The 12,277-nt window shown below is 31.4% G+C and carries 12 protein-coding genes; 5 read left to right on the plus strand and 7 right to left on the minus strand.

Going from position 1 to position 12,277, the window contains the following annotated elements; genetic code table 11:
* Positions 1 to 41 precede the first annotated feature (41 nt).
* The 3 genes from V5J73_RS07890 to V5J73_RS07900 form a co-directional block, all read right to left on the minus strand.
* The gene (locus V5J73_RS07890; RefSeq protein WP_338644762.1) at positions 42 to 857 is read right to left on the minus strand and encodes a Cof-type HAD-IIB family hydrolase; all 816 of its coding nucleotides are present in this window, start codon (positions 855 to 857) and stop codon (positions 42 to 44) included.
* Positions 858 to 1,062: 205 nt separating this feature from the next.
* Complete coding sequence (locus tag V5J73_RS07895; RefSeq protein WP_338644765.1) at positions 1,063 to 2,013, minus strand: PhoH family protein; 951 nt, start codon at positions 2,011 to 2,013, stop codon at positions 1,063 to 1,065.
* A gap of 22 nt (positions 2,014 to 2,035) precedes the next feature.
* Positions 2,036 to 2,563 (minus strand): hypothetical protein, encoded by a 528-nt coding sequence (locus V5J73_RS07900; protein WP_338644767.1) that lies wholly within the window; start codon positions 2,561 to 2,563, stop codon positions 2,036 to 2,038.
* 120 nt (positions 2,564 to 2,683) lie between these two features.
* Between V5J73_RS07900 and V5J73_RS07905 the strand changes: the two genes are divergently transcribed.
* The 5 genes from V5J73_RS07905 (at position 2,684) to dnaN (ending at position 7,543) form a co-directional block, all read left to right on the plus strand.
* On the plus strand, positions 2,684 to 3,511 hold the full coding sequence (locus V5J73_RS07905) for an SAM hydrolase/SAM-dependent halogenase family protein (protein WP_338644769.1): 828 nt from the start codon (positions 2,684 to 2,686) through the stop codon (positions 3,509 to 3,511).
* A 19-nt stretch (positions 3,512 to 3,530) separates the two neighbouring features.
* The gene (locus V5J73_RS07910) at positions 3,531 to 3,827 is read left to right on the plus strand and encodes a putative quinol monooxygenase (protein WP_338644771.1); all 297 of its coding nucleotides are present in this window, start codon (positions 3,531 to 3,533) and stop codon (positions 3,825 to 3,827) included.
* 83 nt (positions 3,828 to 3,910) lie between these two features.
* Positions 3,911 to 4,636: a gliding motility-associated ABC transporter permease subunit GldF gene (gene gldF / locus V5J73_RS07915; RefSeq protein WP_338644773.1), complete on the plus strand. Its 726-nt coding sequence runs from the start codon at positions 3,911 to 3,913 to the stop codon at positions 4,634 to 4,636.
* Positions 4,636 to 6,321: a gliding motility-associated ABC transporter substrate-binding protein GldG gene (gene gldG / locus V5J73_RS07920; RefSeq protein ID WP_338644774.1), complete on the plus strand. Its 1,686-nt coding sequence runs from the start codon at positions 4,636 to 4,638 to the stop codon at positions 6,319 to 6,321. Before gldF ends, gldG begins: the two co-directional genes overlap by 1 nt.
* 103 nt (positions 6,322 to 6,424) lie before the next feature.
* Entirely contained in the window at positions 6,425 to 7,543 is a 1,119-nt protein-coding gene (dnaN, locus tag V5J73_RS07925; RefSeq protein WP_338644776.1) for a DNA polymerase III subunit beta, read from the plus strand.
* A gap of 136 nt (positions 7,544 to 7,679) precedes the next feature.
* Here dnaN and V5J73_RS07930 read toward each other — a convergent pair whose 3' ends face one another.
* From V5J73_RS07930 to V5J73_RS07945, 4 genes are all read right to left on the minus strand, one after another.
* Positions 7,680 to 8,570 carry a hypothetical protein gene (locus tag V5J73_RS07930; protein WP_338644778.1) on the minus strand — a complete coding sequence of 297 codons (891 nt, stop codon included), beginning with the start codon at positions 8,568 to 8,570 and terminating at the stop codon, positions 7,680 to 7,682.
* An 86-nt stretch (positions 8,571 to 8,656) separates the two neighbouring features.
* Positions 8,657 to 10,429 carry a MutS-related protein gene (locus V5J73_RS07935; RefSeq protein WP_338644780.1) on the minus strand — a complete coding sequence of 591 codons (1,773 nt, stop codon included), beginning with the start codon at positions 10,427 to 10,429 and terminating at the stop codon, positions 8,657 to 8,659.
* A 64-nt stretch (positions 10,430 to 10,493) separates the two neighbouring features.
* Complete coding sequence (locus V5J73_RS07940; protein WP_338644782.1) at positions 10,494 to 11,327, minus strand: universal stress protein; 834 nt, start codon at positions 11,325 to 11,327, stop codon at positions 10,494 to 10,496.
* A 79-nt stretch (positions 11,328 to 11,406) separates the two neighbouring features.
* Positions 11,407 to 12,237, minus strand: a complete 831-nt coding sequence (locus V5J73_RS07945) for a universal stress protein (RefSeq protein WP_338644784.1) — start codon at positions 12,235 to 12,237, stop codon at positions 11,407 to 11,409.
* Positions 12,238 to 12,277: the final 40 nt, after the last annotated feature.

The following is a 12,277-nucleotide window of genomic DNA, read 5'->3' on the forward strand; positions in this document are numbered from 1 at the left end:
ATAGATTCTAAAATTATTTCAAAAATTCTTATTGAAAGCCTTTAAATACTTAATATTTGTTGTGCTAAATATTTTGCCACACCTTCATTATCATTAGTCAAAATCACTTCTAAATGAGATAATTTATCTTTCAAACTATCTGGTGCATTTCCCATAACTAAACCTTTACCGGAAGATTTTAGCATATTTTCATCATTATATCCATCCCCAAAAGAAATAGATTCTTCAAAAATAAAATTCTCCTTTTCTAAAATTTTAGCGATAGCAACACTTTTATCTACTGATTTGTCCATAAATTCCAAACAAAATGGCAAACTAAACGCATGACTAAAAAGCCCTGTGTGATTTTCTAAAATTTGGTCTCGCAATTCAATTAATTTTGAATGTTTAGGATGTGTAAAGAATACTTTTATGGCACTCCAATCTTCTAAACTATCAAAATCTACTAATTCAGGATGGTAATGCACTTCGGGTTGAAACTCATTTAATTTTTCATTGTGTTTATTCGTTTGCCAAACATTCTCTCTAAATAATACCGTTGTAATTTCAGGATCAATATCTAAAGACAAAACGGATTTAACGGCATCGCTTTCCATATTAATAGAAAAGAGGAGCTCTTTTTCAGGGGAATGTATGCGCGCTCCGTTTGAGGTAACTAAATATAGTGGAATATCTAATGATGCCACAATAGGCATTGCATCCAAGTGATGACGGCCGGTGGCAACAATGATTAAATAGTTTTGATTGTGTAATTCTTGAAAAATAGTTTTGGTATATTGGGATATTTTGTGGTCTGAATTGAGTAAAGTTCCGTCTAAATCACTAATAACTACTTTAATTTTTTCTTTTAAAATCATTTCTTTTTAACTGACAATTTAATAGTTTCAAATTTATTGCATTTCAAAGAGATACAAAAGGAATCTATTGGTTTTTATTTTAAACAGTTAAAAAATATCCATTGGTACTTTACAAAAATGAGTGGAAAGAGGATTCATTATCTATGTTAAATAAACACTCTTTCCACTAAAATAATACTTTAAAATAAATAATCTTGATTCTTTCCTAATCGTTATTTTCAATCATTTTATAGGCGTCAATGACTTTTTTAACTAATCGGTGTCTTACAATGTCTTTATCATCCAGATAAATAATTCCAATTCCATCAATATCTTTCAAAACTAACAATGCTTCTTTGAGTCCAGAAATAGTTCTTCGTGGTAAATCAACTTGCCCAGGATCACCAGTTATCATAAACTTAGCGCTTTTACCCATTCTAGTTAAAAACATTTTCATTTGAGAATGTGTGGTGTTTTGCGCTTCATCCAAAATAACAAAAGCATTATCAAGCGTTCTTCCGCGCATGAATGCCAAAGGTGCTATCTGGATAATCCCTTTTAGAATATAATCCTCCAATTTTTCATTTGGCAACATATCCCGCAAAGCGTCATACAAAGGCTGCATATACGGATCTAATTTTTCTTTCATATCACCAGGCAGAAAACCTAGATTTTCCCCAGCTTCTACTGCTGGACGCGTCAATATGATGCGTTTTACTTGCTTTTCTTTGAGTGCCTTAACTGCCATAGCGACTCCAGTATATGTTTTTCCGGTTCCAGCAGGACCAACAGCAAAAACCATATCATTTTTTCCCATGGTATCTACAAGTAGTTGCTGGTTAGGTGTCATTGGTTTAATGATTTTCCCACCTACTCCATGCACCAAAATTTTGTCGTGATCGCCCATTCTTTCCGCCTGTTTCCCATCACTTAAAATAACACGTTCAATAACATTATTGTCAATAGTGTTGTACCGTGTAAAATGGAGCATTAACCGTTGAAAACGTTTTTCAAACTCGTCTAAAACCTCTTTTTCTCCAAAAGCTTTTATGGTTGTTCCCCGAGCGACAATTTTCAATTTTGGATAGTATTTTTTAATTGTTTCAAGATGAGTGTCTTGAGCGCCCCAAAAGTCTTTTGGAGCGATGTCTATGAGCTCGATTATTCTTTCGTTCAAATGAGGTAGTTTTTAAGTTATTTTAATTTAAAGTCACTCTCAATCCAATTCCGTTTGAATTGGTAATTAAATCTAGTCTTGGATCGTTGAATTGTTCGTATCCTGTAGCATTTTGATTGTTATAATCAGTAACTACATTTTTAATTTTATTAGAAAAACCAATCTTGATAGGAATGGCTACTATGACTGCTGCAATACCAATATAAGTCATTAATGATGGGTAATTATTTTTCTCGTCTTGAAGAGTATACTGCCCGCCTCCAATTGGTGTTGCAGATATTCCAGATGCAGTAACTCCTTGAACTAAATCAGCAGTCAGAAATCCAAGACCACCAATAAGCAAAATGTTTCCAAGTGTTTTTTTAGATCTACCATCATTATAATCTTGTAGTAATTGTTGATTGTCTTTTAACAATTCCCTTACTTGATTAGGTGAAATTTTTTGGCTTTCAGAATCTAAAATAGTTCCGTTAGACTTGTAAACTAATTTTTGCGAATGCGATTGTAAGCTACAAAAGAAAAGAAGAATAAAAAATAGCGGTTTGATCATGTGTTAGTTTAAATTGAAATTAAAATTCTAATTAATTAAAGCCGAAAATACTTTAGCTTTGCGTTTCTCAAATTTAATGAAAATTAGGTTTACAAAACACCAATAGTTATAAACAAATTTATGTCAATAATTACCCTTACTTCCGATTATGGCTTGAAAGACCACTTTGTAGGTGCGCTAAAAGGAAAGATTTTAACTGAGTATTCCGAAGCTAAAATCATTGACATTTCACATGATATTGACCCATTTAACACAGTAGAAGCAAGTTACGTTATTGGAGCATCGTATGGGAGTTTCCCAAAAGGTACTGTACACATTATAGGCGTTGATATGGAATTCAATAAAGAGAATCAACATATTGTGATGCAATGGAACGATCATTATTTTATTGCCGCTGATAATGGGATTTTGAGCATGCTTTCGCAAAAAATTGTTCCGCAAAAAATAGTCGCAATTAACATTCATGATCGTTTACCCAGCGATGCGACTGATCTAGATGTCTTTGTAAAAGTAGCCTGTCATCTCGCCAAGGGTGGTTTGATGAATGTCATAGGCAAAGAAATACAAGCCATCAAGCAAGTTACAAATCTGCAAGCTACTGTTTCTGATAATGGAAATTCAATAAAAGGACACGTAATTTATATTGACCATTTTGGAAATGTAATTACCAATATTTCTAAAAAATATTTTATAGAGGTGGCCAAAGGAAGGCCTTATGAAATTGTTATGAAAACTAAAAATATCAAAACAATTTTGCCTAACTATTCAGCAATTGCGAATTCTGTTAAATATCCAATAAAATCATATGAGGGGGAAAAATTAGCTATTTTTAACGAAGCCGGTTTTCTTGAAATTGCTATTTTTAGAAGCAATCCTTCTAAAGTTGGTTCAGCGAATAGTTTATTAGGATTGAATTATAGAGATATTATTATTATAAAATTCGTTTAAACTTTAAACAAAAATCTAAATGTTTGTACGCATAGTAAAATTGAGTTTTCACCAGGAACACATTCCTGCCTTTTTAGAAAACTTCGAGTTAATGAAGGATAAAATACGAAATGCGCCCGGAAATCGTTTCTTAGAATTGTATCAGGACAAAAGCAATAAAAGTACTTTCTTTACCTACAGTTATTGGGAAACCGAAGCCGATTTAGAAAATTATCGAAATTCGGAACTTTTTTATGATGTTTGGACATTTACCAAGAAATTATTCAACGACAAACCGGAAGCATGGAGCGTGGATAAATTAGTTACTTTAGAATAAAAAATAGTTTAAAGTTTAAGGTTTAAAGTTTTTGGATTGAGAACTTTAAACCTTAAACATTTGAAACTTTAAACAAAAAACAAATGAAATCAATAGTATTACGAGAGATAAAATCCTTTTTCGGTTCGCCTATAGGTTACTTAGTTATTGCCATTTTTTTAATTATCAACGGATTGTTTCTTTGGGTTTTCGAAGGAGATTATAATATTTTGAATACCGGTTTTGCTGATTTGACTCCGTTTTTTACTTTGGCACCATGGATTTTGATATTCTTGATTCCTGCAGTAACCATGCGCAGTTTTTCGGATGAAAAAAAACAAGGAACATTAGAATTATTGCTGACGAAACCATTAAGTATTTGGCAAATTGTAAACGGAAAATTTCTCGGTGCTTTACTTTTAATTGTAATGGCAATTATTCCAACATTCATTTATGTAGCCGTTATTTCTAATTTAGGAATGCCAGAAGGCAATATCGATATGGGAAGTACGATTGGTTCTTATTTTGGATTATTATTCTTAATTGCCGCCTATTCAGCCATTGGAATATTCACATCAACGTTATCTGATAATCAAATTGTAGCTTTCATTGTAGCCGTGTTTTTATGTTTTTTCTTCTATTTTGGTTTTGAAGGTTTTGCGTCAGTAATTCCAAGTATTTCCTCCTTTATATCTTCTTTTGGTATGCAAAATCATTTCAAAAGCATGAGTCGTGGCGTATTAGACACAAGAGATATCCTTTATTTTACAAGCATGACCGTTGTCTTTCTTTCTTTTACAGTTTTTAATCTAAAATCTTTCAAATCGTAATGACAATATCTAAGAAAAACAACTTAAAAGCAGTATTGATTATACTAACAATTGTATTGGTTTTGAATGTAATGGGTCGTTCGTTTTTTCATCGTTTTGATTTAACAAATGATAAAAGATACACCCTTTCCCCTACTTCTTTGACTATTATTAAGCAAGTCCAAAATCCGTTGTCTATAAAAGTATATATGCAAGGTGATTTGCCGGCAGAATTCAAACGTTTACAACAAGAAACGAAGCAATTATTGGAAGAATTCCAGGCATACAACAAAAATATTGTTTTTGAATTCGTAGATCCTTTGGAGAACAAAGACGCTAGCATGGACAATATTAAAGACTTGTATCGCAAAGGTCTTACGCCAATAAACATAACCGTTGACGATAAAGGAAAGCAATCTCAAGCGATGGTTTTTCCTTGGGCGATTGCCGTTTACGACAATAAAGAAGTGAATATTCCATTGTTGAAAAACATTATGGGAGCCTCAACTACCCAGAAAGTAATTGGCTCTGTGCAGCATTTAGAATATTCCATTGCCGAAGGTTTGAATAAGATTACCAAAGCCAAACAAAAGAAAATTGCTGTTATCAAAGGTAACGGTGAATTGGAGGATATTTTGATGGCCAAATTTCTCTTACAAGTTCGTGAGAGTTATTTTATCGGTCCATTTACTTTAGATTCGGTTGCCAAAAATCCTATTGGAAGTTTAGAAGCTATAGAAAAATATGACTTGGCAGTTATTGCTAAACCAACCGAAACATTTACCGATTCGGAAAAACAAGTTTTAGATCAATTTATAATCAACGGCGGAAAAACATTGTGGTTGGTAGATCAAGTTTCGGCAGAAATGGACAGTTTGTACAATCCCTCTGGAGCAACATTGGCCTATCCAAGAGATTTGAATTTGAATGATATGTTCTTTAAATACGGAATCCGAATCAATCCTGATTTAGTAAAAGACGAACAAGGAAGTCCAATAAAATTAGCTACGGGAGAACAAGGAAGTGCCACTCAATTTCAAGAATTCAATTGGAAATTTGCACCTCAGATATATCCAAATAGCTTGCATCCGATAGTGAAGAATTTAGGCGGAATCAAATTTGATTTTGCGAATCCGATTGACACCTTAAAAAACGGTATTAAGAAAACCATTTTGTTACAATCCTCACAATATTCCAAGAAAATAGGAACACCAGCGGAGATAAATCTGAATATCGTTGCCGAAGAAACTTCGCCAAACGATTACCTTAATAAAGGAAAAATTCCGCTTTCTGTTTTATTGGAAGGTTCATTTCGTTCAATGTTTGAAAATCGCGTGTTACCATTTGAACAAAAAACATTTCAAGCTACAGGAAAAGAGAACAAAATGATTGTGATTTCGGATGGTGATTTGATAAAAAACCAATTGGATAAAAACTTTCAACCGGTAGAATTGGGTTATGATCAAAGATCTGGTAATTTGTATGACAACAAAGATTTCCTTATAAATTGTGTGAATTATTTACTGGATGATACCGGACTTATTAACATTCGAAGCAAAGATCTTGATTTACCTCTATTGGATAAAGAAAAAGTTTATGAAAACTATACCCGAACACAAATCCTAACTATCGGGCTTCCAATTCTTATTTTAGGTCTTTTTGGTGTCGTATTTACTTTCCTTCGAAAAAGAAAATACAGCAAATAGATGTTAATAAAAAAGTTTCCAAACTAGAATAGTTTACGATATATTTGTAAAATGTATCGTATTTCTGAATTAAAGAAATACCTTAAAAAATAAAACAAAACAGATGAAATTTATAGTATCGAGTTCGTACTTATTGAAACAATTACAAGTTTTAGGTAACGTTATCAACAGCAGTAATACTTTGCCTATTTTAGATAACTTTTTATTTGATTTAGACCATAATGTGCTAACGGTTTCTGCTTCTGATTTAGAGACAACCATGTCTGCCACTTTAGGAATTGATTCAGAAAGTAAAGGAAGCGTTGCTGTCCCTGCAAAATTGCTTTTGGAAATCCTTAAAACATTCCCAGAACAGCCTTTAACTTTCACGGTTGAAGAAAACAGTACGATAGAAATCAGTTCTAATTCTGGAAAATATGCTTTGGCTTATGCTCCTGGAGATGAATTTCCAAAATCCGTTAACTTAGACGATCCATCTGTAACACTTGTTCCTGCTGATGTTTTGGCAACAGCCATAAGCAAAACAATATTTGCTGCAGGAAATGATGATTTGCGTCCAGTAATGTCAGGTGTATTCTTCCAGTTTTCGCCACAAGGATTGACTTTTGTAGCAACTGATGCTCACAAATTAGTGAAATATGCGCGTACTGATGTAGTGGCTTCTCAAGTGGCTGATTTTATTATGCCAAAGAAACCTTTGAACATTTTAAAAAATATTCTTGGCACTTCGGATGCTGAAGTAAAAATTGAATATAACGATTCGAATGCTACTTTTTCTTTTGACAATTATGTTTTAATGTGCCGTTTAATTGATGGAAAATATCCAAATTACGAAGCGGTAATTCCAAAAGAGAATCCAAATAAATTAATGATTGACCGTTCTCAATTTTTGAGTTCTGTGCGTCGTGTAGCTATCTTTTCGAACAAAACTACACACCAGATTCGTTTAAAAATCGCTGGAGCTGAATTGAATGTTTCTGCTGAAGATATTGATTATAGTAATAAAGCCGAAGAAAGATTGACTTGTGATTATCAAGGTGACGATATGCAAATTGGGTATAATTCTCGTTTCTTGACTGAAATGTTGACTAACTTGCAATCGGATATGATTATGCTTGAAATGTCATTACCAAACAGAGCCGGAATCCTTACTCCTGTTGATGGGTTAGAAGAAGGTGAAACTGTTACCATGCTTGTAATGCCAGTAATGCTGAACAGTTAACATTATATTTTGAAATTGTTATATTTTGATTTTTAAAATTGAAATATAATACTTACCATTGCATAACAAATACGCTATTAACCAAACCATTTTTATATTTAAAAAACCGTCTCGTTTAATTATGAGACGGTTTTTTTTATTCGTTATGGAGGAAATAAAACTTTGTATTCCCTTTTTTCAATGCTTCTTTAGCATCTTTATGATTTTTTTCAAATGTTTCTATATTTGAACCTTTGCAAATACCATAGGAATAATGATACTTTAAAATTTCAAGATCTTTCTTTCCAAATTCTTTTTTATCTGATTTACAAATTGAAAAATAACTATTGCAATCTGAATTACCCAGTTCTTGATAAAAATAACCTAAAGATCGTATAAAATTAATCTTCAAATAAGTCAATATCTGCTCTTCATTTAGATTTTTTTTCTCGCTAATTTTTAAGGAACAACTATAAATATTTTGTTTATTATTCCATAAAAGATAATAGCCATCATTCCCTCGTATTCTTGCGTCTAAATTGACTTCATTAGTATCGCTTATAGAATAAATAAAATAGTTTGATTTATCTTTATCTTTTACCACAGTAATTTTTAATGAATCAATTTCTTTATCAAGATAATGAATAAATTCACTAAGTTTTTTACTATTGTATTTACTGACCGATTTGTCAAAATAAATTTTCACTTCATCTTTCCAAATTTTCATTGTTGGTTTTAATCGCTCTTCTTTATTTTGATATTTTTTATTAAAAACTAATTGTTTATAGTGTTCTAAAAAAATAGAATCTTTTTCTTCATAAAGAACTTTTACTCCTTTCTCTTCATATCCATTAATCATTATTAAAGTATCGTTTTTGATAATATTAAAACCAATTGAATCTATAACTTTATTACCACTTTTTTTCAATGATTTATAATTTTTGTATAGCATGTAAGTTGCTTTACTATACGAATTATGCTGATTATGCTGAGAAAAAATTAACGAGGTGAAGGTAAATAACAAAAATACAAATATATTTTTTTTCATAAATTTTATCTTTTTTTGAAAAATGAAAGTAGTAATTTAAATTTATGCTCTCTATTTTTTAAGATTTTTTTTATAAAAAAGAATTTCTAAATCACTCCCATTTTTTTCATCAGGAAAGTAGCACTTCTGTTTTTACAAATTCCGTCTCGAAGTTTGTAGTCAAAATGGAGTTCATTATTGATAATTTCTACTTCAAAACATTTATTAGTCAATATATTTGGGTATTCATTTGCAGTCAGGCAAACTTCAATATCGTGTGTAGCAATGGCTCCAACTGCTTTTTTACCAATCACTTTTTTGACTACTTCGATTGTTCCATTTCGTTTATCATCTGAATTAGTTCCGCGTAATATTTCATCTAGCAAAACAAAAGCGGGTCTGTCTTCCAGTTCATCCATAATTTGCTTTAAGCGCTTAATCTCAGCAAAGAAATACGATTCACTATCAGACAACGAATCCGATAATCGCATGGAAACTAAAACTGGTAACGGATGCACATTTGCTTGGCTGGCACAAACCGGTGAACCCATTCCTGATAAAACCATATTGATTCCTAAGCTTCTCAAAAAGGTACTTTTTCCGGACATATTAGAACCCGTTAAAATCATAAAGGATTGCGGTTGAAAACGGACATCATTCCCTATTCTGGTTTTCTCATTCAATAACGGATGACTTAAATCCGTGAAATCAATTTCAAAATTTGTATTTAATGTTGGATATACAAACTGCGGATTATTATACGAAAGATTGGCCAAACTGTTCAACATCTCGAACTCACCAATAACTTCCAACCATGCTTCTAAGGCTGCTGTATGATCGTTTTTCCATTGAATTAAGGATTTTAGAACATGCAGATTAAAAAGAAAAGTTCCGTTAAAAACTGAAGCCGTAAATAAATTTGAGATACTATCCATTTTAGAAAATAAATCGCCTAACTGTTTGAAGTGTACACTAGCATTTTCTTTTTTGAAGGTTAGTTTTTGTTGCAAATGGATTAACTTTTCAGATTGAAAAGACTCTTCTTCAATCTTCTGCAACAACAAACCATACTGTTTAATGGTTTTATCAATGGCTGTAGAATTGGAAATTTCGGCCTGAATTCGCTTCATGAATCTACCCAAAATAATTAAATTTAGAACAAATAAATACGACAAAACAGAAACAAAAAAAGTATTCGAAGTCACTGCATAACCAATTGAAAAAACCAGAAAAAGAAGCGGTGTAAAATAAGAAATAAAAACACTCATTTTAGACAAAGGCTTGCTATTGAAGGTACTCCACTTGAGTAAAGTTTCATAATTCAATTGATTGTCATTGCTTATTTTGGCGAAAGCCAAAAATTCCTGACGCCAATCGAATTTTTCTGATAATTCGTTTACTGCTTGGTGGTTTCTAAGAATCTCATCATTTGGCAAAAGAGTCAGAAGTTGGTTTGCCAGCGTTCTCTTTCCAATAAAAGTAGCCGTTCTATTCAAGTTTTGAAACAAAGAATGTTCTCCAAAAATATCTAAATCATACGCATACGGATGGTGAAAATCATTGAATTCCTGTCCGTTTTCGAAAGGGATTTTATTTCTTTCCAAATAGGAAATTTCATTCTGATTGATTTCCAATAACGCTTTATTTACTTGCTTTCGGAAAAGTAATTTGGTGTGCATGCGCATCAAGAATACAAATAATCCAAAAAGAAGCACTGACAAAACAATGAAAATAATTTCGCTATTTTTGATGTAATAATACATCGATACTAAAAAAAATACAATAGCCAACAATCGTAAAAGACTTATGCTATTATACTTTTTATTAATGCTACTTAATACAGTTGAAAATTCTTCTTTTTTTATTTTGTATATTTTCATATTTCATTTGAATGAATGACAAATATAACAAATTAGATTTCGGACTACCTCCAAATTTAGCAGACTAATCAATATGAATTGCTAAAATTGGAATTTCAAAATTGGTAGCTATTTTTTTTGTTAAACTTGGTTTGAAAATGCCTTCAAAAAAACCTCTTTTATAAGTAAGCATTGTCAGAATATCTACATCTTTATACATTATAAAATCCAGAATCGTTTCTTTAACTTCATCACTTGTAATCACAAAGAACTCAACAGCTTCATTTATAAATTCTTCTTCCCATTTTGCTACAGTATCCTTAGAAACATCAGAATCACTGGTTTTTACATATAAACATTTGACCTTGGCTTTTGTTTTTTTGGCAATATCCAAAACCATTTTTAATGCTTTTTTATCTTTAGCTCTAAAGCGAGTTGTAAAACCAATAACTTCTATTTTTTTAAATTTTGCTTCTTCAGGGACGCATAGCATAGGCACATCAATTCCAGCGATTACTGATCCTGCATTAGTCCCAACAAAAAAAGCATCCCAACCAGTAGCCCCAGAAGTACCCATGATTACAAAATCTATTTTGTCTTCTTTAATGGATCTTTTTATATTAAACAGTAATTCTCCATCCATAAGCCTGTGTGTCATTTTTATTTTATCCAAATGACGCTCTTCGGCAATGGCACGTAATTTTGGAACTTCGTCCTTGAACATATCAAATTGAGATAATTCTAATGAATCATAGATAACCGCATAATTTTCAGGAAAAAACTGATTATCATATATTGGCAATTGAAAGGTGTGCAATAAAACGAGTTCTCCCTGAACTATTTTTGCAAATTCTAAAGCATGGACAAAAGCATTTGTAGCAACTTCAGAAAAATCTGTTGGAAATAGAATTTTTTTCATTTTATTAAGTATTAAACAGTTCGTATATAAAAAAGTTTAGCTTTTTCTTTCGATTAATTAAATAATATCTAAGTTAAATTCATTCGTGTATCGCTAAAATAGGTACATTGACATGAAAAGTTAATTTTTTTGAGAGACTGATTTTAAATAATTTTTCAAAGAAATTTTTATGATATACGTGCATCGCAATCATATTAATTTTATGTAAATCGATGAAATTTAAAATTATGCCTTCAACATCATCACCTGAAATAGAATGTAAAACAATGTTATGATTTTTAATTAAATCATTCCAATCTTCCATTTGGTTGTTCTTACTTTCACGCTGAGGCGATGCTATATGCAAACAATCAATATGAGCTTGAAATACTTTGGATAAAGCCATTACATGCTTAAAAGATTCGATATCGTCAGATTTGTATTCAGTGATAAAAAGTAAGTTTTTAATAGGTTGGTATTTGCAACGCTCTGGAATGGCTAGAACAACAGCTTTTACGTCATTCATTACTTTTGTGGCAACAGTTCCTAAAAAAGTCTCTTTTAAACCCGTCGCACCTTTAGTTCCCATTACAATAAAGTCTATATTTTCATGCTTAGTAATTTTTTCAATTTCATGAATCAAATTCCCTAAAATTAGAACATGACTTATTTTTACTTTATCCAAGTTATTTTCTTCAGCAATCTCCCTTAAAACAGGAACTTCATCTTTGTAGTTTTCAAAACTACTCAACTCTGCAACGTCATAAATTTCATGTAAGTATTCTGAAACATTGACATAATTTGCCTGTGGTAATTGATAAACATGCATAGTAATAATCTCAGCATCTATAGAGTCAGCTAGTTTTAATGCGTAAATAAATGCATTTTTTGATACCTCTGAAAAGTCTGTTGGAAATAAAATTTTTTTCATAATACAAACTAATTTATTGAAAATCAATAATCTATATAAA

Source organism: Flavobacterium sp. KS-LB2 (assembly GCF_036895565.1).
Taxonomy (GTDB): Bacteria; Bacteroidota; Bacteroidia; order Flavobacteriales; family Flavobacteriaceae; genus Flavobacterium.

Excerpts from the sequence above, each read along its gene's own strand:
- V5J73_RS07890 (WP_338644762.1), bottom strand. The coding sequence starts at position 857 with ATGATTTTAAAAGAAAAAATTAAAGTAGTTATTAGTGATTTAGACGGA.
- V5J73_RS07900 (WP_338644767.1), bottom strand. The coding sequence starts at position 2,563 with ATGATCAAACCGCTATTTTTTATTCTTCTTTTCTTTTGTAGCTTACAA.
- V5J73_RS07905 (WP_338644769.1), top strand. The coding sequence starts at position 2,684 with ATGTCAATAATTACCCTTACTTCCGATTATGGCTTGAAAGACCACTTT.
- V5J73_RS07910 (WP_338644771.1), top strand. The coding sequence starts at position 3,531 with ATGTTTGTACGCATAGTAAAATTGAGTTTTCACCAGGAACACATTCCT.
- gldF (WP_338644773.1), top strand. The coding sequence starts at position 3,911 with ATGAAATCAATAGTATTACGAGAGATAAAATCCTTTTTCGGTTCGCCT.
- gldG (WP_338644774.1), top strand. The coding sequence starts at position 4,636 with ATGACAATATCTAAGAAAAACAACTTAAAAGCAGTATTGATTATACTA.
- dnaN (WP_338644776.1), top strand. The coding sequence starts at position 6,425 with ATGAAATTTATAGTATCGAGTTCGTACTTATTGAAACAATTACAAGTT.
- V5J73_RS07930 (WP_338644778.1), bottom strand. The coding sequence starts at position 8,570 with ATGAAAAAAAATATATTTGTATTTTTGTTATTTACCTTCACCTCGTTA.
- V5J73_RS07935 (WP_338644780.1), bottom strand. The coding sequence starts at position 10,429 with ATGAAAATATACAAAATAAAAAAAGAAGAATTTTCAACTGTATTAAGT.
- V5J73_RS07940 (WP_338644782.1), bottom strand. The coding sequence starts at position 11,327 with ATGAAAAAAATTCTATTTCCAACAGATTTTTCTGAAGTTGCTACAAAT.
- V5J73_RS07945 (WP_338644784.1), bottom strand. The coding sequence starts at position 12,237 with ATGAAAAAAATTTTATTTCCAACAGACTTTTCAGAGGTATCAAAAAAT.